This window comes from Pedobacter sp. N36a (genome assembly GCF_014472395.1).
GTDB lineage: Bacteria > Bacteroidota > Bacteroidia > Sphingobacteriales > Sphingobacteriaceae > Pedobacter.
Map to the genome: position 1 here is coordinate 103,643 of NZ_JACSZW010000009.1, position 26,985 is coordinate 130,627.

At 40.6% G+C, this 26,985-nt stretch carries 21 protein-coding genes and 1 pseudogene; 6 read left to right on the forward strand and 16 right to left on the reverse strand.

Annotated elements, in window-relative coordinates; genetic code table 11:
* The first annotated feature begins 1 nt into the window (after window position 1).
* Window positions 2–601 (forward strand): riboflavin synthase, encoded by a 600-nt coding sequence (locus H9X96_RS17510; RefSeq protein WP_187667536.1) that lies wholly within the window; start codon window positions 2–4, stop codon window positions 599–601.
* Here the strand turns inward: H9X96_RS17510 and H9X96_RS17515 are convergent.
* Complete coding sequence (locus H9X96_RS17515; protein WP_187667537.1) at window positions 590–1,738, reverse strand: tetratricopeptide repeat protein; 1,149 nt, start codon at window positions 1,736–1,738, stop codon at window positions 590–592. The genes H9X96_RS17510 and H9X96_RS17515 overlap by 12 nt on opposite strands.
* A 198-nt stretch (window positions 1,739–1,936) precedes the next feature.
* On the opposite strand from H9X96_RS17515, the gene H9X96_RS17520 reads away from it, so the two are divergent.
* Window positions 1,937–2,236 carry a hypothetical protein gene (locus H9X96_RS17520; RefSeq protein ID WP_187667538.1) on the forward strand — a complete coding sequence of 100 codons (300 nt, stop codon included), beginning with the start codon at window positions 1,937–1,939 and terminating at the stop codon, window positions 2,234–2,236.
* Between the two features lie 86 nt (window positions 2,237–2,322).
* Here the strand turns inward: H9X96_RS17520 and H9X96_RS17525 are convergent, their stop codons facing one another.
* Window positions 2,323–4,116 carry a histidine kinase N-terminal 7TM domain-containing protein gene (locus H9X96_RS17525; protein WP_187667539.1) on the reverse strand — a complete coding sequence of 598 codons (1,794 nt, stop codon included), beginning with the start codon at window positions 4,114–4,116 and terminating at the stop codon, window positions 2,323–2,325.
* A gap of 147 nt (window positions 4,117–4,263) precedes the next feature.
* Here H9X96_RS17525 and H9X96_RS17530 point away from each other — a divergent pair, with 147 nt between their 5' ends.
* Window positions 4,264–4,854 carry a porin family protein gene (locus tag H9X96_RS17530; RefSeq protein WP_187667540.1) on the forward strand — a complete coding sequence of 197 codons (591 nt, stop codon included), beginning with the start codon at window positions 4,264–4,266 and terminating at the stop codon, window positions 4,852–4,854.
* A 108-nt stretch (window positions 4,855–4,962) separates the two neighbouring features.
* Window positions 4,963–5,235 (forward strand): hypothetical protein, encoded by a 273-nt coding sequence (locus H9X96_RS17535; RefSeq protein ID WP_062550887.1) that lies wholly within the window; start codon window positions 4,963–4,965, stop codon window positions 5,233–5,235.
* A 6-nt stretch (window positions 5,236–5,241) separates the two neighbouring features.
* On the opposite strand, the gene H9X96_RS17540 is transcribed toward H9X96_RS17535, so the two are convergent.
* From H9X96_RS17540 to H9X96_RS23125, 3 genes and pseudogenes are all read right to left on the reverse strand, one after another.
* Complete coding sequence (locus H9X96_RS17540; RefSeq protein ID WP_187667541.1) at window positions 5,242–6,156, reverse strand: YihY/virulence factor BrkB family protein; 915 nt, start codon at window positions 6,154–6,156, stop codon at window positions 5,242–5,244.
* A 127-nt stretch (window positions 6,157–6,283) separates the two neighbouring features.
* The gene (gene hppD / locus H9X96_RS17545) at window positions 6,284–7,414 is read right to left on the reverse strand and encodes a 4-hydroxyphenylpyruvate dioxygenase (protein ID WP_187667542.1); all 1,131 of its coding nucleotides are present in this window, start codon (window positions 7,412–7,414) and stop codon (window positions 6,284–6,286) included.
* A gap of 476 nt (window positions 7,415–7,890) precedes the next feature.
* Window positions 7,891–8,628 (reverse strand): annotated as a pseudogene (locus H9X96_RS23125) (homogentisate 1,2-dioxygenase); the annotation flags it as partial.
* 330 nt (window positions 8,629–8,958) lie between these two features.
* Here H9X96_RS23125 and H9X96_RS17555 point away from each other — a divergent pair.
* Together H9X96_RS17555 and H9X96_RS17560 are read left to right on the forward strand one after the other, a co-directional pair.
* On the forward strand, window positions 8,959–9,957 hold the full coding sequence (locus H9X96_RS17555) for a fumarylacetoacetate hydrolase family protein (RefSeq protein ID WP_187667544.1): 999 nt from the start codon (window positions 8,959–8,961) through the stop codon (window positions 9,955–9,957).
* A 147-nt stretch (window positions 9,958–10,104) separates the two neighbouring features.
* On the forward strand, window positions 10,105–10,992 hold the full coding sequence (locus H9X96_RS17560; protein ID WP_187667545.1) for a flavin reductase family protein: 888 nt from the start codon (window positions 10,105–10,107) through the stop codon (window positions 10,990–10,992).
* Here H9X96_RS17560 and H9X96_RS17565 read toward each other — a convergent pair.
* From H9X96_RS17565 to adiC, 11 genes are all read right to left on the reverse strand, one after another.
* Window positions 10,987–11,520 carry a C40 family peptidase gene (locus H9X96_RS17565; protein ID WP_187667546.1) on the reverse strand — a complete coding sequence of 178 codons (534 nt, stop codon included), beginning with the start codon at window positions 11,518–11,520 and terminating at the stop codon, window positions 10,987–10,989. The genes H9X96_RS17560 and H9X96_RS17565 overlap by 6 nt on opposite strands.
* Window positions 11,521–11,582: 62 nt before the next feature.
* The gene (locus tag H9X96_RS17570) at window positions 11,583–12,284 is read right to left on the reverse strand and encodes an SDR family oxidoreductase (protein WP_187667547.1); all 702 of its coding nucleotides are present in this window, start codon (window positions 12,282–12,284) and stop codon (window positions 11,583–11,585) included.
* A 56-nt stretch (window positions 12,285–12,340) separates the two neighbouring features.
* Entirely contained in the window at window positions 12,341–14,119 is a 1,779-nt protein-coding gene (locus tag H9X96_RS17575) for an aromatic amino acid hydroxylase (RefSeq protein WP_187667548.1), read from the reverse strand.
* A 117-nt stretch (window positions 14,120–14,236) separates the two neighbouring features.
* Window positions 14,237–14,722 carry a GtrA family protein gene (locus H9X96_RS17580; RefSeq protein ID WP_187667549.1) on the reverse strand — a complete coding sequence of 162 codons (486 nt, stop codon included), beginning with the start codon at window positions 14,720–14,722 and terminating at the stop codon, window positions 14,237–14,239.
* 5 nt (window positions 14,723–14,727) lie between these two features.
* Window positions 14,728–16,656, reverse strand: coding sequence for an LTA synthase family protein (locus H9X96_RS17585; RefSeq protein ID WP_187667550.1), 1,929 nt, complete (start codon window positions 16,654–16,656; stop codon window positions 14,728–14,730).
* A gap of 132 nt (window positions 16,657–16,788) precedes the next feature.
* Entirely contained in the window at window positions 16,789–18,312 is a 1,524-nt protein-coding gene (locus tag H9X96_RS17590) for an FMN-binding glutamate synthase family protein (RefSeq protein ID WP_187667551.1), read from the reverse strand.
* Window positions 18,313–18,637: 325 nt separating this feature from the next.
* Complete coding sequence (locus H9X96_RS17595; protein ID WP_187667552.1) at window positions 18,638–19,330, reverse strand: CAP domain-containing protein; 693 nt, start codon at window positions 19,328–19,330, stop codon at window positions 18,638–18,640.
* Between the two features lie 123 nt (window positions 19,331–19,453).
* Complete coding sequence (locus tag H9X96_RS17600; protein WP_187667553.1) at window positions 19,454–20,098, reverse strand: DUF6266 family protein; 645 nt, start codon at window positions 20,096–20,098, stop codon at window positions 19,454–19,456.
* Window positions 20,099–20,520: 422 nt separating this feature from the next.
* On the reverse strand, window positions 20,521–22,995 hold the full coding sequence (locus tag H9X96_RS17605; RefSeq protein WP_187667554.1) for a TonB-dependent receptor: 2,475 nt from the start codon (window positions 22,993–22,995) through the stop codon (window positions 20,521–20,523).
* A 308-nt stretch (window positions 22,996–23,303) separates the two neighbouring features.
* Entirely contained in the window at window positions 23,304–25,610 is a 2,307-nt protein-coding gene (locus H9X96_RS17610; RefSeq protein WP_187667555.1) for an Orn/Lys/Arg decarboxylase N-terminal domain-containing protein, read from the reverse strand.
* A 12-nt stretch (window positions 25,611–25,622) separates the two neighbouring features.
* Entirely contained in the window at window positions 25,623–26,942 is a 1,320-nt protein-coding gene (adiC, locus tag H9X96_RS17615) for an arginine/agmatine antiporter (RefSeq protein WP_187667556.1), read from the reverse strand.
* Window positions 26,943–26,985 lie beyond the last annotated feature (43 nt).

The window sequence follows — 26,985 nt, forward strand, 5'->3', positions numbered from 1 at the left end:
GATGTTTACAGGAATTATTGAAACATTAGGAGAAATCACAACGATAAAAGAAGAAGGTACTAATCTTCATTTTACCGTTCAATCGGAATTGAGTATCGAATTAAAGATTGATCAAAGCGTGTCCCACAATGGGGTATGCTTAACGGTTGTGGCTTTGACAGACCATTCACATGCAGTAACAGCCATTCAGGAAACCCTGGAAAAGAGTAATCTGGCCCATTTAAAAGTAGGGAGTAAAGTGAATCTGGAGCGTTGTATGCAGATGAACGGACGACTGGACGGACATATTGTACAGGGCCATGTAGACCAGACCGCCATCTGTGTGAAAAGAGAAGAGTTAGATGGCAGCTGGGAATACCGCTTTAAATACGAGGCACAAAATGGAAATGTTACCGTAGAAAAAGGCTCTGTTTGTGTCAACGGAATCAGTTTGACCGTGGTAGATTCAGCAGCTGATGAGTTTTCTGTTTATATCATTCCCTATACTTTTGAGCATACTAACCTTCATCAGGTGAATGCTGGCGATACCGTAAACCTTGAATTTGACATTATCGGTAAATATGTAGCCCGTTTAGTCGGCCGTACAGCATTACCGCTTTAGTTCTTCAATCTTATTTTTGATAAAAACGATCAGCTTAGGTTGCTCAGCAGGATTTACCGTTTTCAGGTATTGCTGGTAATAACTGATGGCATTTTTCTTGTCATTTAGCTTGGTTTCATAAACCAATGCAATGTTATAATATAAACTGCCATTGTTATCAAATAACAAGCCCCGCTTGTAAGTACTGATGGCCTGATCGTTTTTATCAAGATTCTCATAGGAATCCCCCAATAAACCGTAATAACTGGATGTTTTAGGCGAAATAGCCGCTTTAACAGTTTTTTCCAGGTATTTAATGGCATTCTGGTGGTCCTTGATTCCCCGGTAACTCAAGGATATGTTGTACAAAAGCCCCTCTGCATCTTCACTTTTACTGCTGACCATCAGAAAGTAATCCAGCGCTTTTTGATAGTTCAGGAGTAAGAAATAACTCTTCGCAATGTTGTTCAATACGAAGCTGGAACTGTCTCCATAGCTCATTAATTTTTCGCCGGTCTGAATGGCTTCCCTATATTTTTTAGAGGCAATGGTTGCCGGCATTTTCATTTTTAGCAATTGAAGATTGCTGCTGTCGGCAGCCAATGCAGGTTCGAGTACGCTTAGCGCATTCACAAAATGATTCATCTTGAAATAAAGTTCACTCAATTCATAAGCGACATCAGCATCTGCCGGATTCAGCTGGTTGGCCTTTTTATAGTGGTCTAACATAGGAAGGAGGTCTCCTTGTTCTTTTTCTATACGTCCAATCTGCTTGTAAGCATTAAAATTATTGCTGTCCAGGGTAATGATGTGGCTGATGTATTCTTTCGCTTTGCTGTTATTGCCTCTTCTTAAATTGATATTGGCCAGGTTAAATAGACCCGGAATATCATCTGGCTTTTCTGCATACAGCTTTAGATAGTTTTTTTCTGCTTCAGGCAGTTTTCCCGCCATTAAATAGGCGTAAGCCAATTGTGAAATCTCTTTTGGATCTTTGGTGTCCCCCTTATAAATACTTTGCAGGTATTGTGCAGCCTCAAGATAACGCTGGGATTGAAAAAGATCCAGTAATTTCTCTTTATCTACAACGGTGGTCGTTTGTGCATTCACAATATAGGTACAGCTCAGTAAGAAGAGGGAAAGCAGGAATCTTTTCATTTAATGTATGGGTTGATTTTACAGGATGATTGTTTTAAGGAACAATTTGATTTCAATAAACTAAGTTATTAGTTTGATTGCAGTATTCCAAATTTGAAGGGTACAATCTCCTATAAATGGAGAAAATCAAAACATCTTGGCAAGGTAATTGGTTCTACTACCATATCAATAATAGGTTAAACTTAATCGACAAAAAACATGGATACATTAAAGAAGTTTGAATTAATGGAGAAGATAGTCCGGGAGTTGGTAGATTTACAGCATTCACAACAAGCGATTATCCAGAAGATAGGAAAGATTGAAGTAGACAATATTGAATTGGGAGATAAAAAACTAGATAAAGATCTACCAGACATGCACCAGCGGGTTTCAGACAATCTGGAGACTATCGTAGGGATTCTGGCTTATTTCGCTGACAAAACCGAGAATTTTGGAAATAAAAACAATGTTGAAGCGCTAAAAGAGAAGCAAACCATTGACGAGGCCACTGGCAATTAAAGAACAAATAATAGGTGAAGGGCTAAATATAAACCCTGATGAACCTGCAAAAAATCCGATGAGAGTTTCAACTTTCATCGGATTTTTTATTTGGGTTGTTTACTGTTGAAATCATCTTTTGCAGGGGCAACGGGGATGAATAAATTGAATCTAGTACCAACGCCAAACTCGCTTTCAACGTTAATCGTACCATCATTACGTTCCATAAACTCTCTGCAAACTACCAGTCCAAGTCCGGTTCCTTTTTCATTTGAAGTTCCTCGGGTAGACATGTTCTCTCCACTAAACAGTTTTTCTACAGTTTCTTCTTTAATCCCAACGCCATTGTCATGGATGGTCAGCATCATTTTATCTTTTGTATAAACAGAAGAAATATTAATTTCACAACCGTCATAACAGAATTTTATGGCGTTACTCAATAAGTTGCGTAACACTATCTGGATCATCAACATATCTGCGTAAACCATGATTCCTGGAAACACATCCTGTATAATCTTAACGTTTTTTGAAGTAGCAGAAGGTAAATGATAGTTGACTTCATTAATGATCATACTCCTTAAGTCGAAATATTCTTTATTGAGGCCATATCCTTTTAACTGGCTTCTGGACCAGTGTAAAATATTCTCCAGCAATTCTGTGGTGTATAAAATGTCCTTGGTTAAGGTCGGTGATAATATTTTAAACTCGTCAATGGTGATTTCATCGTTAGAAATCATTTTAAGTACCTCCGAAAGATTCACCAAAGGGCCACGAAGGTCATGTGCGATGATCGAAAAAATCCGATCTTTCAACTGATTTAGTCTTTTTAGTTCTTCAGTTTGTTGTTGGGAGGTGAGGGCCACCTGCTTAAAATGGGTCAGGTCCTGAAAGTTAATTACCGTAGCAACATTGCTCAATTGATTGTCATTGAGGTAAAGAATATCAGCTTCCAGATCGTGAATCCCTAATGGGCTTTCCACGCGCAGTTCCACTTTGCCCGACTGGTGGCTCCTCAAGAATTCAAAAAATGCATTTTGCTCTGGAAATAGCGCCTCTATCGATGCTCCAATAATTTTTTTACTATTAGGTTCATCTAAATATTTTCTTATCGCATGGTTGTAGTCAATAACTCTGTACTGTTTATCGATTACTAAAAAGCCATCTTGTATCAGTTCTAACACCTTTTCTCTGGCTACAGGCAATACATCAAAGAGTTTATACCGGTAAACGGTAATGCCTACAAAAGTGATAGTCCCCGCAAAAGCAAAAGGGGTCAGGTCGAGGTTTTCAACAGGACGGAATCCGAAAGTATAGGCGATATTCGTTATCCATGGGATAAGTGCTGCAATGATAATGCTATAGTTTTGCCGCTTGTAAATAGAGTCGGCCTTGCGAAATGTGGTAATCAGCAAGTAACTGCCAATGGCCAGAAGTACATAAAAATAGGCGGTAAAAATCTTGTAGGTAATACCAGGTTCAATAGAAACCATTGGAAATGGGCCAGTGGTATCCATAAAGTAATGTTTGTAATGGAGGTGGTGATAATCGTTTGTCCATACCAAAATCGACGTGATTGCGGTAACACTGATCAATAAAGAAAGGTTTAAAGTGCGTTTATACCAATATTCTTTTCCAGATAATTTTAAACAGAACAGCAACCAGTAAAGTGGTACTGTTGTAATCCCAATATATTCTATATCTATAAATAACTTTGCTGCTTTTAGATTACTACAGGCAAGTTCAAAGCCATATCCTAAAGACCAGATGGCATAGGAAAGCATGACCAGACCAAAAAGCCTGACGGCACCATGATCTTTGCGGTACGCAAACCAGGATAAAAAAAGCGTAACCGCCCCAAAAAAAATCAAAAAATAAGAGTACGCATTAAATGTAAAATCCATCTAAATAGGTGATGATAAGGGGTTCAGCTTTGAATTCTAACCTGATTTCAAACTGGCGATTGTAAATATAAAATTACGTAATATACTGATGAATTAAAAATATTCTTAGTTTTACATATCAGTATAAAATCAACCTAACATTACATTATGAAAAAAATAATCTTATCTGCGTTATTCATCTGTTCGAGCATGATGGCGTTTAGTCAGATCTTGCCTAGCTTTCAGTTCGGATTAAAGGGCGGTGTCAATATGACCAAGTTCAGCACAGAAGGTACTTTTAAAAGTGAAAATAGAGCAGGATATTATGGTGGTATTTGGGCACGTATTGGAGCAGCTGGAATCCACTTACAGCCAGAGATGTATATTTCAGGTAAAAACACAACTTTAAAAGATGCCAATGGTTTTGAAAATAAAGTGGACTTTACCAGTTTAGATATTCCTGTATTAGTAGGTACAAAAATTGGCGCAGCAGGAGTGGGAATTCGATTAAATACAGGGCCTGTAGTTTCTTTTGTGTTGAACAAAGACCAGTCTGTTTCCGCTGCGGCATCTGATGCTTTTAAAGGAAACTTTAAAGATCAGAACTTTGCATGGCAGTTTGGCGCAGGTCTAGATGTCAGCAAATTAGGAATTGACTTAAGATATGAACAAGGTTTGTCCAAAATTGGCAAAGATGGTTACAGCGATGCTAAAAAACTAGGCTTATTCACGCTAGGATTAGCTTACCGTTTGTTCTAAAATACAATTTTTCAACAATTGTGGAAAAGGGCTGAACTTTAGGGTTTTGCCCTTTTTTTTGGCGCTAAAATTGATGTTATGATTCTCCCTAACTTAAATAAGAAGACCATGAATATCAAAGAATTATTATTGAATGGAAAAGGCTTCTCAGAACTGCTGAAACAGTTCTCTATTGAAGCAGATGATGTCAAAATTCAGGATGAAGATGTGATCTTATCTGACCAGATTTTGCGACATAAAGACATCGTAAGAGAAAGCATTTGTATCGAAGGTAAAAACAAAGAAGGTATTGTCAACTTATTTGGAACCCTCCATTATAATCTGCTGAATAAACTGGCTGTGTTTGAAATGCAGGGATTTGAGAAAATTGCCACCGCATAAACTTGGTTAAGTACCCTTTACGACTTCCTTTATTTCATAGTTGAATGCGCCTTTTATAGGACGTATAGGACGGTTTTTGTCATCACTCAGCACTTTTACATAACAGGCGCCGAAGTAAAAAATGAAGGAGGAATAAAAAACAAACAGCATAATCAGCACGATAGAGCCTGAAGTGCCATAAATGTTTCCAATACCACTAAGGGGCAGCATAATTCTAAGGATAGACTTTCCAATGGTAAACAGGATTCCAGTTAGTATTCCCCCATGAATAGCAGATCTCCATCTTGGGCGTCCATTGGTTAAGTATTTAAATAAAACTGAAAACCAGGTGGTCACAATGATAATAAATAGGATCTGATTTAGTACCAGCAGGAAAAACCTTCCAAAAGTTGGGGCGGCATTGTTCACATAAGTGCCGATGATGGCCTGCATACTGTCTGTCATGATCCCGACAAAAAATAACAGTCCTGCCAATAAGATGATCACAAAAGAACGTGCCCGAAGCTTCATTTTAAAATAGAAACCCATTTTTTCTTTAATACCAATGGACCAGATCTGATCCATAGAGTTTTTGATGACGGCAAAAAGTGTAGTCGCTACAAATAAGAAAAAGATGAAACTCAAAACGGTCGCATACCATTGGTGGTCTACGCCTCTGATATTTCGCAGTACCTGTTTAATCTGAGTCGTGCTACTGTCGTCCAATACGGTGCCTAAACGTTCAAATAAAGTATTTGCCAAGGTTTTTCTATCTGTGAAAAATCCAAATAAGCGGATTAAGATGATCAGGATAGGAGGTAAAGCAAAGTTGGCAAAGAAAGCAGTGGCTCCAGCAAGTCGCAGCGGATCATTCTTTTGGAATAATTTAAATGCCGCAATAAAGCGTGTAAAGAATAATGAGATGCTTCCGATGATGTCCATTCCCCCGCAGGTTGCCTTGAATTGCGAAATTAACTATTTTTTTCGTAAATCTCTGCCTGCTATCTTGTAAAAAAGCCAGTACTGTTTCCAGACTGGCTTTCGTTTTATGAATAATAATCTCAGTTTTTTATAAATTACCCCTCAATTCCTGTTCCCGTTCCAGGGATTCGAACAAGGCTTTAAAATTGCCGGCACCAAAGGATTGAGCGCCTTTTCTTTGGATAATTTCAAAGAATAAAGTTGGTCGGTCTTCTACCGGTTTAGTGAAAATCTGTAGCAGATAACCTTCCTCATCGCAGTCTACCAGGATCCCCAGCTCTTTTAGCTGTGCAATCTCCTCATCAATCTGACCTACGCGGTTTGGCATCATGCTATAATAGGCTTCAGGGGGTGCACTTAAAAACTCAACCCCTCGAGCTTTTAAGTCCTTTACCGTAGACAAAATATCTTTTGTAGCTACTGCAATATGTTGCACCCCTTCGCCTTCATAAAATTCTAAATATTCTTCAATCTGTGATTTCTTCTTTCCTTCTGCAGGCTCATTGATCGGGAATTTGGAAAAACCATTCCCATTGCTCATCACCTTACTCATCAGGGCCGAATATTCGGTATTGATCTGTTTATCATCAAAGGATAAGATGTTCACAAATCCCATCACATCTTCATACCACTGTACCGTTTCATTCATCCTGTTCCAGCCCACATTGCCCACACAATGGTCAATGTACAGTAAGCCGGCCTCTTTAGGTGCATAGTCGCTGTTCCAATCTCGGTAACCCGGCATGAATGTTCCTGTATAGTTTTTACGCTCTACAAACATGTGGATGGTTTCACCATAAGTATAAATCCCCGACATGCGTACCTCTCCAGATTCATCGGTTAAGGTCATAGGCTCTAAGTACGGCTTTGCCCCACGTTTAGTGGTTTCCTCAAAAGCACTATAGGCATCATCTACCCATAAAGCCAATACTTTTACACCATCACCATGCTTTTTTACATGTTCTGCAATGGGGCTTTCCGATTTCAAAGCAGTAGTCAATACCAACCTGATCTTTCCTTGCTGTAACACATAGGAAGCACGGTCGCGGACACCTGTTTCTGGCCCTGCATAAGCCAGAGATTGGAAACCAAACGCTGTTTTATAGTAATGTGCAGCTTGTTTTGCATTGCCCACATAGAATTCTATGTAATCCGTTCCATTTATTGGAAGAAAATCTGGCGCTTTAGCGATCTTTTCTGCAAATGTTTGTGTACTCATGATTTTAATAATTTTTAAACTCTTTATCTGATTATACTAAGGTTTGTCTATTCTACATTTTCCTGCCAGCTTTTGTAGTAATTTTCATCTTCAATATTGATGGCATCTTCCGTTAACATTAAAGGACGGAAAGGATCAATCATAACGGCCAGTTCTTCTGTGCGCTCTTTGCCGATCGATTTTTCTACTGTTCCCGGATGTGGCCCATGAGGGATTCCACCTGGATGTAAGGTAATCTGGCCTTTTACCACGCTTTTCCTGCTCATAAAATCACCGTCTACGTAATATAATACCTCATCACTATCCACATTGCTATGGTTATATGGGGCAGGAATTGAAAGCGGATGATAATCGTATTTTCTGGGAACAAAAGAGCAGATCACGAAATTATGCCCTTCAAAGGTCTGATGCACCGGAGGCGGCTGATGTAGTCGGCCTGTAATCGGTTCAAAATCATGGATAGAAAATGCCCATGGATAGTGAAAGCCATCCCAGCCTACGAAATCAAAAGGGTGGGTGCCATAAGTATAAGGGTAGATCAAGCCTTGTTTCTTGATCAATACCTTGAAATCACCATATTCATCGATGGTTTCCAGGTCTTGAGGACGCCTGATGTCGCGCTCACAATATGGAGCATGCTCCATTAACTGCCCGTATTCATTTCTATAACGCTTAGGTGAATGGATAGGGCTGAAACTTTCAATGATGAAAAGTCTGTTTTTCTCATCGTCAAATTCCATTTGGTAAATGGTGCCGCGAGGTACAACCAGGTAATCGCCATAGGCAAAACGGATCTTTCCGAAGCCTGTTTTTAACGTTCCGGTTCCCTCATGGATAAAGATCACTTCGTCCGCCTGACTATTCTTATAAAAATAGTCGGTCATGGATTTTCTTGGCGCAGCCAAAGAGATGTGTAAATCGCTGTTTACGAGTACAGGTTTCCTGCTTTTCAGGTAGTCATCTTCTGGTTTGACATTGAAACCGATCAGACTGGTATGACGCAGGTGCTTTTCGCGCGCAATCTTTGGCTCCACCGAGTAAGGCTCACCGAGTTCTTTAACAATGGTTGGCGGGTGACAATGATAAACGAGTGAGTATAAGCTGGAAAACCCTTCAGTAGAAACTAGCTCCTCTGCATATAAATTGCCATCTGGCTTTCTAAAAACGGTATGACGTTTTGCAGGAATAGTTCCTAAGGTATGATAAATAGGCATAACAGTAGGTTTAATTTGGTTAGAATTATATGTATATTAATAACAGTAAAACGTAGAAAACGTTTTATTCAAAAAGCGAGGAGGGCTAGTTGGAATATTGGGCAAAAATGATCTTGGAAAGCATCGCATACCGGAAGGCAGCCAACGCTTGTTTGGCTACTTGATTTTGATATGTGAGTGGTAAGATCATTTTGTTTGCGGAGCTAAATTAAGTAATAATTATAGTAATCAACAAACAATCAGAACGATTATATGTAGATAAATTATATTTAACCAACGTAGCTGTATTTTTGTATAGCTTTGAATAACTTGACAAAAAACTGAGCATATATGAAGCTGGTATCCTATAAAACAGAAGACAGAGAACACCTGGGTGTTTTTGTAAACGGGCATATTTATAATTTAAACTCTTGCGATAAACTGCTGCCAGATGAGATGAACGCTTTCCTGCAGGGTGGTGTTGATCTGATGGATCGGGCAAAAAAAATAGATGCGCAAATCAAATCTGGAGAAATCGAACCTAAAGAAGAAGCTTTCTATGAATTGCTGGCACCAGTGCCGCACCCAACTTCCTGCAGAGACGGTTATGCTTTCCGTCAGCATGTGGCTGCTGCACGCAGAAACCGCAAGGTGGATATGATTGCTGAGTTTGATCAGTATCCTATTTTCTATTTTACCAACCACAATGCGATTCAGGGGCCAGGTGACATTAAGTGTATGCCGGATCATTTTGAAAAGCTGGATTTTGAGCTGGAAGTAGCCATCGTGATCGGTACTAAAGGCCGTAACATTACTGCCGCAGAAGCGGATCAATATATCGCTGGTTATATGGTGATGAATGATATGAGTGCAAGAACCCTGCAAATGGAAGAAATGCTGTTGAATCTAGGTCCTGCAAAAGGAAAAGATTTCTCTACTGTAATTGGCCCATGGCTGGTTACCCCGGATGAACTGGAACAATACCTAACGGCTGCTAAACCAGGTCATACCGGAAATGCCTATAACCTCGAAATGACTTGTACTGTTAATGGTGTACAGGTATCCGCAGGAAATATGGCCGATATGGACTGGACATTCGCCGAAATTATTGAACGCTGCGCTTATGGTGTAGATCTATTACCTGGCGATGTGATCGGTTCTGGAACGGTAGGCACAGGCTGCTTCCTGGAATTAAACGGTACTGGATTGTTAAATAATCCTGATTTTAAACCTCAATGGCTGCAGGAAGGTGACGCGGTGGAAATGGAAATCACCGGTCTTGGACACCTGAGCAATAGCATTATAAAAGAAGATAGCAATCTTTCTATCCTTGCTTTGAAAAAGAAATAATTAAAAAACTCCTGTAGCATGTATTCCCGCATTTTACAGGAGTTTTTTTATACAGTAATTCTGTATCTATCCCTGCTAAAAATTCATCCAGCCTTTTTTTAACTACATTTAGACAGTAACTTTGACCTTAAACAAGCTCAAACCACTATGCTGACTATCGATGTAACCAAACTTTCCCCCGTTCAATTACAAAATTACCTGCAATATGCCATTGCGCCCAGACCTATCTGTTTTGCAAGTACCATTGATGAGGAGGGAAACATCAACCTCAGCCCTTTTAGCTTTTTCAATATGTTCAGTACCAATCCACCTTTATGTATCTTCTCTCCTTCGAGAAGGGTGAGGGATGGCAGTAACAAACACACACTGGAAAACGTATTGCAAGTGAAAGAATGTGTGATCAATATTGTGAACTATCCGATGGTACAGCAAATGAGTTTAGCGAGTACAGACTATGGGAAGGGTGTGAACGAGTTTGAAAAAGCAGGTTTTACGATGCTGCCTTCCTTGCTGGTAAAGCCGCCAAGAGTGGCAGAAGCACCTGTACAAATGGAGTGTATCGTTAAAGAAGTCATTCATTTAGGCGATCAGCCAGGTGCCGGTAACCTGATCCTGGCAGAAATAAAAATGATCCATATTCAGGAAAATATACTAGATGCAGATGGAAAGATCGATCAGGAAAAGATAGACCTGGTGGCTCGTTTAGGCGGAGATTGGTACTGCCGCGTGACGGCAGAAAATCTGTTCAAAGTAGCGAAACCATTAACCACACTAGGTATTGGCGTAGATGCCTTGCCTAAGGCAGTAAGGAATTCTTATGTGCTTTCCGGAAATGATCTCGGAAGATTAGGTAATATAGAACAGCTCCCTTCTGCCGATGATATCGATGAAATGCAGCGCAATAGTCAGGTAAAAGAGGTGTTAGATGCCACCATTGGTGATGCAACGAACCGGGAACGTGAACTCCACGAATTGGCGAAGCAGTTCCTGAACGAAGGAAATGTAATGGATGCTTTAAAGGTGGTGCTATTATAAAATACTCACTACTTTCATGAATCGTTTCTTATAGAAACCCTCATTTAAGCTGGTAATGGTAACTCCTTTTGCGCTTCCAGAAGAAGAATGGATGAATTTGATCTCATCACCATCTACCTCGGAAATAATACCTACATGACCCACACGACGAACGCGGCTGTTTGTGCCAGTAAAGACAATTACGTCCCCAACCTGGGCATCAGCAAGTTTTTTATCGTGTCCTTTTGTAGCGAAATCCCTGGAAGAACGCGGTGCATTCACGCCAAAATTCTTAAACACATAGTTTACAAATCCGGAGCAGTCAAAACCTATCTTAGGATTGCTGGACGCGTAGCGGTAACGCGTACCAATCATAGACTTAGCAAAGGATAAAAGATTGCTTGGTTGAAATTTGCTGGCAGGAAGTGCCGGCAGGTGTTCCATCAGTTTGAAAACCACATCCTGATAAGGGATTGGTGACAGCCCCTGCGATTTTGCAGCAAAGGTACTCATGGAAAAAAACAGGACAATTAGGATACTTTTCTTCATAGGGATTGGGCTAAAGATATATAAAAAATCTTTAGTCAAAAGTGATGTTGATAACTAATTGATTAAGGGGTGGTTACTGCTACTGGAATCACTTTGCCATTAAAAAACTTATGACCGGTCTTCGCAAAGTCAGCCACATATTTTCCCATTTCAAAGGCCATAACCGGTGATTGATAGCCCGGGAAGGCCTGTTCTAACATCTCTGTTTGTGCAGAACCTAAAGCTAAACAGTTCACTTTAATGCCCGTTTCTGCCAATTCAAAAGCCAGACATTCCGTTAAAGTATGTAAAGCAGATTTGCTGGAAGAGTAAGCGGCAAGGCCAGGAAACTTTACGCTGCCCTGAAAACCACCCATACTGCCAATATTTACAATATGACTGCCGGCAGTCATTAAAGGCAATAAGTTCTGGATCATATTGAAATGACCCAATACATTACTTTCAAACATCTGGTATAAATCCTCTTTACTGGTTTCCAGAAAAGGTTTATTGATCAGTGATCCTGCATTGTTGATTAAAATATCTACGGTACCCAGTCTTTCCTTTAAAAAAGGAAGTAACGCGGCATAGTCGTCATTCACAATGTCAAATTCTACTGGAAGTAACACACAATCTGGGTTGATGCTTCTGGCAATTTCCAATAGCTTACGCAGCTTGTCGGCCGAACGGGCAATACATACAATTTTATTCGCTTTATAGTTAGAGAACTCTAATGCAGCTTCAAAACCAATCCCACTGCTAGCACCTGTTAATACTATATTCATTTCATCTGTTTTCTGTAAACAATGGCGCAGTGGAGTTCCATCAGCGCCATTGCTAATTAATCTTCTTCTGTAATCAATTGGCTCACCGGATTTTCAATCACGTGTAAACCATCGGTAATTAATTTATGGTGATCCGGTTCATTTGCTGCTTTCAGCTCCAGATAAATACGCACCTCTTTCTCCAGTTCAGGGTCCAGATTCTTGTGGTAAAGGATCTCCAGAATCTCTAGAGATGCCAGCCAATCGTAACGATGTTCTGTCCTTAAAGCTTCAAATAAAGCAATTACCCGTTCATAATTCCTTTTGTTTTCGCGGATGCTGCGGATCTCTTTATAAATCTCATGCAGCTGCTGTGTTTTCTCGTCGTAAGTGATCTTATGCGTTACTTTATCGCTGATGTGTGTGATTTCTTCGTAAGCATCTTTATCGGCAGCACCGTTAAATACGGAAACAATTTTTTCTCCGATAGCCATGTCATAAGTGCCCCATTCCGGTTGGAAAAGCACGTTTCCATTGCTTTCTTTTACGGTACAGTCTTCAAATACCATCAGGATATTTTTGTCATTGTGCTGAACAATTTTCTTTAGTAAGCCGTTCAGGTGGATACCGCCATCAAAATTCAATTCAGCTCTGCTGCCTTCAGCAATCCCTTGTTCTGCCAATTCTGACAAACTCAGGTCTTCTAAAACTAAGCCATTTAAGCGGCCAACAGGAGAGGAGAACCCATCTTTATGGTAAAATTTGCCATGACCTTCCAATTGTAGCGAATCTATTGCTAATGCAGAAGGACCCGTTGTTTTGATGAAAGTTAGCTCATCAGCAGCATTTAAACCCATATCTGTAAAGATACCGGTAACCTGTAATCCAGAACTGTAAACTGCCGTTGCCGGGTTTTTACACTCAATGGCTTTGACGATACTTTCCGTACCACCACGTCTGAAGGCCATGGTATCAGCAAACTGTTCTAAAACATCAATCAGGTTTTGGAAGTTCTCCGTTACGAATAGCTGTGGCTGAGGCTTGGTGATGTCGTACGAGTAATTGATCGTATCAATATTGTACCAGATTTTCTTCACCTCTTCTTTCATGCAGCTGGAACTTTCACCAATGGAAGAAAGTAAACCTGCACCGTATATTTTCGGATTTTCCAAGGTCCCAATCAAGCCGTACTCGACCGTCCACCAGTGTAAACGACCTAATAAAGCCATTTCAGAAGGCTCGCCCATATTTTCAGCGACCACCTGTAAATGTTTTTCTGCCTTGGCAATTTCCTGTTCCGGCGTATTTGCCGACTCCTTTAAAATACTCAGGTTGCGAATGGCTTCGTAAAGCTCAAAATCTTTCGAAGAAAACATCGCCTTCGCACCGATAGAGCCAAAATAGCTCAGGTAATTGTTGTAATCGGTATCTGCAATAATTGGGGCATGCCCTGCCGACTCATGGATGATATCCGGAGCTGGTGTATATTCAATATGGTTAATCTGACGGATGTCTGCTGCAATCACCAATACCCGGTAAGCTTGGTATTCCATGAAGGCTGCAGGAGGGATAAACCCATCTACAGTAACGGCACCCCAGCCAATTTTGCCAAGGTTATCGTTCATCGTTTGCAGATTCGGAATGTGTTCAATACTTAAACCCGCGCGCTGTAAACCTTTAATATAGGGATAATAGGCCACTTGTTTCAGATAGCTGTAGTTTTGACGCATTACATAGCGCCAAACTGCCTGATCAATTGGCGTATATTTTTCATAATGCTGCTCTACAATAAATTGCCTTAAATGCTTTGGAAGCTTAGCTACTCGTGGATTGTTAAAGTCATTAAAATCACTCATTACCTATATGGTTTATATGAAGGCCAATATAAGAAAATCTATTTCTTCTGCTCAACAAAATAGGGCTAGATTTGCGAAAAATAACGGAAAGTAGACATTAGACAAGTCCGGCTGACCTTATTTCTTGACTTTAAAAGAAAAGTGTTTCTGAGAGAAATAACTAAAAATAGCCAGTAAAAAGGAAATGATCACTTTGGAAACTGTAGGATAAAAGCCAAAGGACTCAATCAGCACTTTTAATAAAGCATAGCTGATCAAAATATTGGTGGCCACTACAGAGCCATATCTAAACAATTGGATCCGGCCTTTTAAGGTAGATTTCGTAAAAACCAGGTATTTGTTTAATGTGAAACCGATGATAAAAGTGATCACTGTTTCTATTCCAAAGGCAGCAATAGGGGCGGTAATTAGCTTCGGCAGGAAGGGAATGTTCAAATGAACATCCTGCTGTTTCAGGATCCAGTTATATACGATATAATAAATGACAATGCCTGCTGCGGTGGTGGAACCTCCGGAAGCAATGTACCTAAACGTGTGAAGAGAAATGTATTTTGAAAAAGGAGGATAGAAAAAGTCTATGAGCTTTAACAAAGCTTTGCGCATACTGATTATTTATAGGTTAACTGGTTTGCGATCATTCTATTGTTATACTGCTGTCTGAAGGCTTTTAACTTCTTTTCCATAGCGGCGGCAACGTCCGGTTCCTCTGCTAAAATATTGTGCTGACTCAATCGGTCTTTTTTAAGGTTATATAATGCGATGTTGTCTTTTCCGTCATTCACCAGGTAATAATCACCCATGTAAAAGTTAAAAGAACCATCGTTATTGCTCACCACAAAGTTATCAGTTTTCTCATCAAAAGCATCAAAGCCAAAAGAGAAGTAAGGTTTGTCGTAATGCAGGTAATTCAATACTGTAGGCATAATGTCCATCTGTTGTGCCAGTTTATCCGACATTGCTTTTAAAGAGCCATCCGGACGATAGAAAATAATAGGAATGGAATAATAACCTGTTGTATTCTGGTATTCCTGATGATAAGATACAGTGGCATGATCGGCACAAAGCACAAATAACGTGTTTTTGAACCATGGCATGGTGGAGGCCGTTTTAAAAAAATTACGCAAAGCCATATCGGTATAACCCAGCGGCTCTTGCACTGGAAGCGGTCCTTTCGGGAACTTCCCTACATATTCTTCTGGCACACGGAAGGGATGGTGAGAAGATAAAGTAAACACACTGGCAAAGAAAGGTTGTTTTAAAGTATTGATGGTTTTCGCAGTAAACTGTAGAAAAGGATCGTCCCAGATGCCCCATGTACCATCAGAATCACCGGTTTTTTGGTATTCATTCTGGCCGAAATACTTTTTCACACCCGCAAGGTGAGTATAGGAAGAGAAGCCCATAGAACCATTTGGAGCCCCATGGAAAAAGGCCGTTTCGTAACCTTCATCACCCAGGATCTTCGCAATACTGGTGGTTTTGTTGCTCGAATAAATCGACAATACAAAAGGCTCGTTGATGGTCGGAATTCCGGTAATCACCGAAGGCAGGGCGTCAATAGATTTTCTGCCGTTCGCATAGCTGTGTTTAAAAGTATAACTTTCGCCAACCAGAGAATCCAGAAATGGTGTGTATCCTTTGTATTTACCCCCGTCGAGGTCTTTGTTGAGGCTGCCAATATGTTCTTTTCCCAGACTTTCCACGATAATCACCATCACATTTAACTTATTAAAGTTACCGGTGTCTTTTGGCAGGTGAATCGGGTTATATATCGAATTTAAGGTTTGTTCATCATAGTAGTTCAGTGGTTTCAGTTTGGAAGCTTTTAAGGTTCTGAAAATCGCGAAAGGCGTATTCAGCACTAAACTCATCTGATCTGGGGTGTCCACAAATTCACCGGCATTACTCAGGGTAATCGGTCTGGTTCCAAAACCCCATCCACCGCGTACGCCTGTGATGCACAATAAGGCAGTCAGGAATAACAACACGGTATGTAAAACATATACCGGCCAGGTAAATCGGACCGTTTTCTTTACTTTTACGAGTTCATATAATTTAACGAACAACCAAACCAATATGGCCAGGATGACCAATAAATACCAATAATCTTTTAAGAAATCTCCGAAAAGTTTTAACTTATTCTGCTCATTGCTGAACTGGCTGAAAACCGTTGCAGTCGTTCTTTTAAGCGTGAATTTATAATAGACAAAGTCCATTAGATTGGCTACAATTCCTAAGCTGTTGGTGACGATAAACCACCATTTGAAAAACCTTTGATATCCTTCATTATAACGGAAAGGAAAAGGAATCAGATGGGCAAGAAGATAAATCGAATTGATATATATTAAAGCGGAAACATCAAATTTTAGTCCACCCCAAAGGATGTACAGGTACTTGGGAAAGGTGATGTTTTGAAAGAGATCATGATTAAAAAGGTAAAATCCGATTCTACATAAAGTATATAATAGTAACAATATCAGAAATCGATAAGCCAGCGCCAGATAGAGGTTAAGGCCTGTAGTGTCTTTTATTTTCAAAGTTTTGAATATTTGTTCCAAAGCTAAGTATTGATAATGATTTATTAATGTTAAATTAATCAAAAGGGCTATCTCCTTATGGAAGACAGCCCTTTTTGATCATTGTTAGCTATTTCTCTATGGTATCATGCTCTAGGAAAAATAGATGTCTTTAAAGTTCAGCGTTTTTGTAGTATCGATTCTTCTGTTGAAACGCTCTGGCTTAATTTCATTCAAAGTATCAAAACCACAAGCTTCCATCAGCTCGATAGTGGCATGAACTGTATTTTTATGGAAGTTGGCCACACGATGTTTTTTATCGGTTACGTCAATGCCTTTAAATAAGCTTTTATCTTGCGTAGCAATGCCTACAGGACATTTACCGCTGTCGCATTTCAAGGCCTGAATACAACCCAGGGCCATCATCATTCCTCTGGCACTATAGCAGGCATCTGCACCTAAGGCTACTACACGCATGATGTCGAAACCGGTGATGATTTTTCCTGAAGCCAGGATTTTAATGTCTTTTCTTAATCCGTATTTTTTGAGGGTGATGTTTACAAAAGCAAGGGCATCTAATAAAGGCATCCCTACGTAATCTGTATATTCCAGGGGAGCTGCACCAGTTCCACCTTCCGCACCATCAATGGTGATGAAATCCGGAGAAATCTTAGTCGCGACCATCGCTTCACAGATGTCAATAAACTCCTCTTTACTACCGATACATAGTTTAAAACCAATTGGCTTGCCACCAGAAAGCTCACGCATTTGCTGGATGAATTTCATTAATCCACTGGCATCAGAGAAGGTGCTGTGTGCTGGCGGTGAAAGAATAGTTGTTCCTGCCACCACATTTCTGATTTCTGCAATCTCTGGTGTATTCTTGGCTGCTGGCAAAATACCACCATGACCAGGTTTTGCACCCTGAGACAATTTCAGCTCAATCATTTTTACATATTCTCTTTTCGAGTTCTTTTGAAACAAAGCGGCATCAAATTTACCTTCTGCATCTCTACAGCCGAAATAACCTGTTCCGACCTGCCAGATCAGGTCGCCACCACCTTTAACGTGGTAAGGACTGATTCCACCTTCGCCGGTATTGTGTGCGAATTTATTCAGGTTGGCGCCATTGCTCAGCGATTGGATGGCTGTTTTACTCAATGCACCAAAACTCATGGCACCGATATTCAGGATACTTAAATCGTAAGGCTGTGTGCAAACGGAACCTCCAACTTTTACCCTTAGGTCCATATTGGAAATCTTTTTAGGGTAAATACTGTGTGATACCCATTCATAACCTTCCTCATAAGGATCTACCTGCATCCCGAAGGCTACAGTTTCACGCTCATTTTTTGCTCTTTGGTAAACAATAGAGCGCTGACGACGATTGAAAGGCTTTCCATCCAGTTCAGACTCAAAGAAATACTGACGCATTTCCGGTCTGATGGATTCAAAGAAATAGCGTAAACGGCCAATAACCGGATAATTTCGAAGCACAGCATGCTTAGACTGAAAACGGTCGTAAGCGAGAGCCGTGATCAGGATAATGGGCAACGCAATTAATAAATGGAAGGCGGATTTTTGATAAAACGCGTTCACGATTAAAGCGATAATGCCTAATAAGGCGATCCAAAGAAATACTGTTCCAAGTATGGAACGAAATCCTTTTTGTTTCATAAGGTGGTGATAAATAAAAGTAGATGAACATCTCGAAAGGAATAATGATTTTTGAATCTTATGCCTTCAAAATTAGTTTAAAAAATAATTTTTCGAATAGAAGAGGCCCCTGAATCGAGAATCTTATGGAGAAGGACTCGGGGCTAAGAGAATAAAATCTCTAGAGGTACTCTGGAAAACAAAGCCAAACGCGTAGTTCTCCCGCTCATATCGCGCGAAGCGCCTATATGCGGTGTTATACTTATCCTCAGTCGTTTTCATTGGCGCAAATCTCGGCACCTTTTTGCTCAATTCAAAGGATTTCAGCGTTATTTAATTGTAAATATTAATCTGGGAGGGAAACAAAGTCGATCACTGCACAATAACGGTAACGCGGATGAGGTTGAATGTTCAGTCCCACGGTGTTCAGCAGGGAGGAGGTATTGAGGATGAGTTTTCGGTGGCCAAGGTCTGGTACTCCTTTGTCTAATAGTAACATACAGATGTTTTCCAGACCTGAATTGAAGCCGAAAGCAATACATTCACCATTGGATTTTTTAGGATATACCGTACTGATCCGCTGATTTAAGCTGCGTCCGTCTTTAGAAGTATGGCCAGCATAATTGTTTCTGTTCAAGTCTTTTGCATGGGCTTTAGCGATGTTTGTGAGTGCCTGATCTGGCCAAAACACCGGCAAATTCTTAATTTGCTGCAAATCTCGGCGTAAACTGCGGTAATAACTATCATTTCTATTCACTTTTAATACTTCATAATTTCCGTATTGCTGCATTCTGGTGTTGTAAGCATCTACAAAATCCTGGAAATAAGTGTCAAAAAATCTGGCGCCGTCCATTCTGGCTAGGTTCATATAAATCACCATGTCTTTCTCTTCGGCAGTCAGGTAGCTGGCGTTGCCTGCTGTATTGGCCATTTTCAGTTCTTCTCTAGTCCAGCTATCATCCGGCGACTGTGCCTTTAAGTTAGGAGTAGGAGAGGTAAATGGGAGGGTTAGCAAGAGCGCAAGGGCAAAAATCTTCATCTTATCTTTCTTTGTTCAAGGAGCAATGGTCATTCAGCAGCTCCCTTTTGCTGCATTAACGCAAAACACAGGCCATTTGATATGGTTGTCCTCATTTTTTTGGCAATAACCTTCCAGCAGCTCTTAGAAAACCAGGCTTTTAGTATTTTTAAAAATCAGATTTACGACAAATTTCAGGAAGGTTTCCCAGGCAAGAGTGTCAGTTTCCATTTGGCCATTGATCAGCCATTCCGACTGAAGCGGGATAAAACAGCTTCCATCTGCTCTTCGGCTTGCATTTAGAAAGCTGCTCGCAAGTTCATAGTCTGGATGACTCACCATTACCATCATAATTTCGTCGTAACGGCCCTCCTGAGTAGTTAGGCTAGTATCCCAGCTTAAATTAATGCCCCCTTCTTCTTTGCTGAGCTCCAGATTTTTTGTCATTTCCAGCTTTCCTTTGCTGAGCACAACCTTGCTGTAATCCACCTTAATATTAGGATATTGACCCGTTAAAGCGAGTTTCTTGTTGTAAAATGTAGCCAGATTGTGTGGGTTTTTAACCGTCCCTTCCGCTTCCAGTTTAAAGCTGACGTTGATAAACTCAGACATTGGCTTTAAAAGAGCCATCGTAACCGACATGGCCTGAAGGTTAGCCATTTGATTTATACTCGGTTTTCCGGCTTTACCGATCAAACGGCATACCGGTTGCCCGTTTAGCGTGTAAAAAACCAGCTTTTCTATTCTGCCGGATGGGTGCCCATAAGGGCCTGCATAACATAATGCCATAGTTGAGGGGGGGGAATCAGCGTTAATTAATTTATAATAATATACCATTAAATAAGTAGGTAATAATTATTTCTTATATATTAAATAAAGAGATGTATAATATATTATCAACACGCTAAAGGAAATAATAAAAGAGCTTGCAAAGGCTATTTTACCTGTATAGGCCCTAGCAACCTCCTGTTAATATACTGGAAATACCCAAGCGTATAAAGCGTTATATTCAATAGATTACCGTTTAATAGGATGAATCCTGGAATGAACCAGTGTTTAGCCACTTATTAGTTGTAGGTAGTTGTCAAGAGAGATAGGCCAGATGGAATCGGCAAAAGAAATCAGTTGTAAAACAAAAAAGAGCGGTCTTTTCAGACCACTCTTTTTGTAATTATATTTTAATGCTACGCATTATACACTGTTGTTCTTCCTTAGAATTTATAGCTCAATGTGGCTAAAAATTGTCTTGGAGGAATTGGGTTCACACTGTAGTTCTCATGTACAAAATAGTTCAACTCATTGGTAATGTTGGCTATTTTAGTCAATAAGGAAAGTTTTTTCCATTGGTAACCTGCAGAAAGGTCAAATGTAGTAAAAGCTTTCAAAGGAATAATTCCTGTAGAAGTTCCTGATTTATTAGTGTTTCTTCCACCGTTACGGTCGCCGGTATAATAAGCGGAAGCACCTAATTTTAATCCTTTAAGGCCGCCATTCTGGATCGTGTAAAAAAGGGAACCATTCGCTGTGTTTTTAGTAGTTCCAACTAAACGCTCACCTTCAACTATACCACCTGTGACTACTTTATTATCTGGAGTCTTTGATTCCTCACGAGTATGGGTATAACGCATATAGTTATAGCTATAGCCAGCAAGGAAATTTAATCCTTCAACTATAGTTCCGGTAATATCCAACTCAACACCATCACTGGCAGTTTTACCAGTAAATTCTTTTAAGTTCGTATCGCCGTTTACTGCACCATCTGGTCTAAACTCAGCAGTTTGTGCAAATTTACTGTTGTTAATTCGATAAACAGTTAAGTTGGCTGTTAATCTGCCACCAAGAAAATCATTTTTAATACCTGCTTCATACTGATCAATAATGGATGGATCCATCGGTGCATTTGTATTGACATCTAAACCAGCATTTGAAGTGAAGTTATTTGCATAACTCACGTAAAATGAAGTGGTTTTGAAAGGTTCGTAAATGAAACCTAATTTAGGAGAGAAAGCACTTTCAGTTTTTGTTTTTTCAATACCATTAGCAACGAGTGTTTGTACTCCTGTGTCATAGGTAAATGCTTTAGATCTTGGTGTTCTCTGGTAAGTGTAACGAAGTCCTGCCAATACTTTAAATTGATCCGTTAAGGCAATTAAGTCCTGAACAAATCCACCTATTCTATAAATTGGGGTTTTAGTGTCAGAAATTGCTGATGTTTCAGGCATATTGAAGTTAGAAGGGATGTTGAAGCTATTAGGATCAAGGATATTTACTGCATCATAATATTTTGCACCTTTAGCATCTTTCAGTAGGTTAGGATCGGAAAAACCGTACGCTTTAGTAATCGACTGATCTGCATCAGCTCCTACTAATAAAGTATGTGCGATACCTGCAGTTTTAAAATTACCAGACAAGTTGATTTGTTGGTTGTAAGTTCCTTCATCTGTTTTAGAACGTGTCAAGGCCCGGTTCCATGATCCATCAGCTAATGCTGCTGGACGTTCAGAAGAGAAGTAATTTCTAGTATAAGATTGAAGGGAGGCCACTACATTTAATTTCCAACTGTCGTTAAATTTATGGGTAATGTTAGCTTGAGCAGTGGTAGTATTGGTTTTATTGTATGCCCAACTGGTATTTAGAAACATGTGTCTGCTAATGTTAGCAGGCAATTGGTTACCAACGGTTCCTACACCAAAGTCTGGTGTGAAATCACTTTTCAGGTAATCTCCTTGTAAAAGAATTTCTGTTTTGTCACTTACTTTATATAGTAAGGATGGATTCACATAAACTCTGTTGGAAGTTACATGATCTCTATAGCTGCCAGCGTCTTCATAGGTACCGATCACGCGGAAAGCAAGATCCTTGGTAATCGGGCCATAAATGTCAGCCGTAGGTTTGTATAAATCATAGCTGCCAGCACGCATAGAAACTTCTCCACCATAATTGAACTGTGGTTTTTTAGTTACCATATTCACTACGGCACCGCCAGATACACCACCATATAATAAAGCAGCACTACCTTTTAATACTTCAACAGATTCTAGTGTACTGGTTTCCGGCATTCCACCAGTAGTGGTGCGCGCGCCATTTTTGAATACGTTATTGGCACCTAAAGCATAACCACGTGCGTAAAATGTTTCACCACTTACACCACCGCGATTGGCGCCAAAAGCAACACCATTCACATTTTTCAACACGTCGCTTAGTCTGCTGGCTTGTTGGTCGGTAATGGTTTGACTATTGATAATTTGTACTGCCTGAGGAAGATCTCTAACAGGAATAGATATTTTGCCCAAACTCACTGGTTTTAGATTCGGACTAACGTTAGCTGCGATGATGACTTCATTTAGTTCCGAAGAACTTTCATCCAGTGTGAAGTATAGTTTTGTATCCTGACCTTCAATAACAGTTGCAGTTTGTGTTTGTACTTCTAAGCCAATGTAAGAAGTTTTTACCGTGTATTTTCCAGATTTTAGGTGACTGAAGATAAAAGTACCATCTTCTTTGGTTAGAGTTTTCTTGTTATTTTCAACGATCTGCACATTCACATAGGCTGCAGGTTTACCATCACTAGTGCTTACTTTTCCAGTAATCGTACCTCTTACTGGTGCTGATGCTAACTGAGCAAAGGTGGTATTAGTTAATGAAATAAGCAGCGCAAGGCTGAATAATATGTAAAGTCTCTTCATGTTATTTATTTAGATTAATTCTAATTGGCCGCAAATGTATGTGCTGTTCTTGAAAACTGCAAATTTATTTAGAATTAAAATAAATAAGCTGTTGTCTAGCTTAGAGTAAGCGAATGACTGGCCATTTTTCTTTGATTCATGGGACTGGATCAAAAAAAGAATCGCACCCGCAGGGCCTGCGAATGCGATGGATAGAAAATATTTTCAGTCGGATATAATAAACTCAATAGACAAGCGTCTATATATATGAGAGCGTTAATTTAAACGGGGAGGTTTCGGAGGAAACTTCCCCGTTTTACTTTTAAAGCTTATTTTAAACACCAGACATGATAGGTGCCATCTTTCATTTCAGATCCTTCAACCACCTTTTCAAAACCCGGAAATTTCGTTCCCCATTCCTGCAGACTGCGGATATAATTTAACCAGGGACCGTCTGCCGGACCAAAGCTTTCACCCGGCATAATGATTGGAATTCCTGGAGGATAAGGGATCACGCCTACTGCAGAAGTTCTGCCAGCCAATTGATCCAATGGCAATAACGCTACATCACCCGACATCAGTTTTTGGAAACCAACTCTTGGAGTAGTCACCGGTGTTGGCAGCTGACTAAATGCTGCGGTTTGCCATTTATCCATATTACTTGATCTCATATTGTGGAACATCTCATCGGCAAGGTCTTTTAATCCCATCTTTCCATAACGATCAGGATAGTTGGCAGGAAGTTCAGGAATGGTTGCTGTTAGTGGCGCATTCTCATCATAAAACCTTTTGAACTCTAACAGCGCATTGATCAATGTGCCCCATTTCCCCTTGGTATTCCCTACAGAGAACAGGCAAAGTACCATGAAGTCTGTCGTCCTGGAAGGGATAATCCCTTTGGCATACAAGAAAGAGGAGACAACCGCTGCCGGGATTCCCCAGGCACTCAGTTTACCATTATCTTCCATTCCAGGGCATAATATCCCGGCTTTAATCGGATCCAGCATACACCAGTTTTCAGTCATGTGATCGAAACCATGCCAGGCATCTCCAGGTTTTAAGACCCAGCAATGAGCATCATGACTCAGCAATTCTTTCGGCGCATCTGCGAAATCTATTTGTTTTCCAGTTGCCGGATCGGTTACCGTTGGCGCATTCCAGGAACCAAAGAACCAGTCTTTTTTCTGATGGAAAGCACGTTGTGTACGCGCTAATGCCTGGCGGAAATCTACCGCCTCATCAATCACCTCCTGTGTCAGGATTTCTCCCTGTGGTCCATCCATCATCGCTGCACCAATTTCATTGGAAGCGATGATCGCGTACAATGGGGAAGTGGTAGACTGTAAAAGGTACGATTCGTTAAATCGACTGTGTTCAATTGGCTTTCTGCCATTCCGTACATGGATGTAAGAAGATTGAGAGAGTGCCGCCAATAATTTATGCGTAGAATGTGTTACAAATATCGTAGGGGCATCTTTTGGATGATCTTCCGCTTTGCCGCGCAAGCCATAGCGGTCTTTATACAATGGGTTGAAACGGGCATAAGCATACCATGCCTCATCCAGGTGGATCTGATCTACGGTTGGAGCCAGTAAACTTTCCAGTTCCTTAGAGTTGTAACACATCCCATCGTAAGTACTGTTGGTCACCACAGCATAAACCGGTCTTTCCTGAGTGGCCAGATCTTTTAAAGGATGATGGTCTATTTTTGACTGGATCACTTCTGGTGAAAATTCTTTCGCAGGAATTGGTCCGATGATGCCAAAACGGTTGCGGGTAGGGATAAAGAAGACAGGAATTGCACTCGTCATGGTCAGGGATTGCTCTATGGATTTATGACAATTTCTGTCACATAAGGCATACTGTCCATCTGCTACAGCAGCTATAAATACCGCTCTGTTGGAACCGGAAGTCCCATTCAGCATATTATAACTTAAATGCGAGCCAAATACCTTTGCAACATAAGCTTCCGATTCTTTCACCGGCCCTTCATGGTCTAACAGTGAGCCTAAGGGTGTTCTTTCAATCCCCGTGTCCGTACGGAAAAGGTTTTCTCCAAAAAAATCAAAGAATACTCTTCCTACCGGAGATTTCGTAAAGGCAACTCCGCCCTGGTGTCCCGGAGCAGCCCAGGAATACTCCGCCGATTTCTCAGTATAATTGATTAAAGCTTTAGTAAAGGGAGGTAATAAGTTTTCAAAATAATGATGAATTGCAATCTCAATCCTACCGCCAAGGAAGGAAGCAGTGTCTTCCAGCATCCAGATGAACTCATTCGCCAGGCTCATCGATTCTATAGTGAAAGAATGCTGATCGCCTTTCTCAGCAATTAAAAATACCGGAACGGAAACATTTCTTTTTCTAATCTCTTGCAGCAATGTCATCCCTTGCTGGTGGGTAGCTTCGTCATTATCACCTAAGGTCCAGTCTAACAAGACACAGCTGATCGCCGCATCTGAGATGATCACCGACAAGGCATCGTCATAAGAAATGGCCTCAATGACTTCAAAATTCCGGTCTGTGAGTTCATTTACCAATGCTCTGACCGCTCTTCCATTGGCTGTATTTAGAATAAGAAGTTCATCATCGATGATCAGAACTTTTCTTTTGTTGAGTTTATTGATACGTTGAATCATAGGTTTATTTATTTAATTAGCATCAAGTGGATAGGCACCTTTATGGGTACGGTTATAATTGAAAGCGTAAAGTGCAGTAGTAATCAGTACAGAAACGAAAGCACCCAATACAGTGGTAGAATCTGAACTCACCACCGACCAGATACAGTAGATAAAGGCAATGCCGGTAATCACGATATAAGCATTTCGTTTTTCGCCCAGGTTTCCATGTCCGATCAGCATCAATGCCGCACAGGTATAGATATATGGAATGACGGTAAAGATGACCGTGATCGAAGAAACGATGCCGAATTGTTTGGCTGCATTAGGAGATATGGTGGTCAATTGCAAGACAGTCATCAGTACTCCTACAATCACTAATCCCGTTACCGGAATCCCTTCTTTATTTACTTTAGCAAATATTTTAGGGAATAAACCATCATCAGCAGCTGCTTTTGCCGTTTGTCCGGCAACCAATGTCCAGCCACCAACAGATCCTAAACAGCCCAGCATTGCGCAGAAGGCGACTACCGCACCAGCAGTTTTACCCAGTGCCATGGCCACCGCATCGCCGAAAGGAGAAGAAGAAACCTGTAATTCCGCATTTGGAATCATGCCCATAATGGCGGTACTGGATAAGATATAAGAAACCGCAGCAATTAATACCCCGCCAACGGTGGCAATTGGTACATTCTTTTTAGGGTTTTCAACTACTCCCGCAACAACAGAAGCGGTTTCTACCCCAATAAATGCCCATAACGTGATATTTAACACACTTTGTACGGCACCAAGAGAGTCTTTTCCACTCACATTCCAGGCCTCCATATAAGTACTGCTTTTAAACCAGAACCAACCGAAAACAGCCACGCCGATAATCGGAATTAAGGCCAGAACAGTGGTAAAGGCTTGTACTTTAGTCATTAATCGAGGACCAGAGATGTTAATCAGCACAAATGCCCATAGGATTGCAATTGAGCTGATCGTAGCGGGAATTGGTTCTTTTAAAAAAGGAAAGAAATAACTGAGGTAGCCTACACCCACCACTACAATGGCGATATTGCCCACCCAGGCCGCCACCCAATACAGCATATTGGTCTGGTAACCTAGAAAAGGACCAAAAGCTCTTCTTGCATAGGCATAAGAACCACCCGGGCTGCGGTCTATCGAAGATATCTTCGCATACACAATAGATAGTGCAATCGCACCAACAATGGTCACCAGCCAGCCGTAAATGGCGATACCGCCGGTAGACGCCAGGTTTGCAGGCAGCAGGAATACCCCCGAGCCCATAATGTTTCCCGCAACCATCAGCATTACAGGAATTAAACCAACTTTTTTATTGTTTTCTGCCATAATATTTAAGGATTTAGATAGATCTTCTAACAAAGCTATTGAT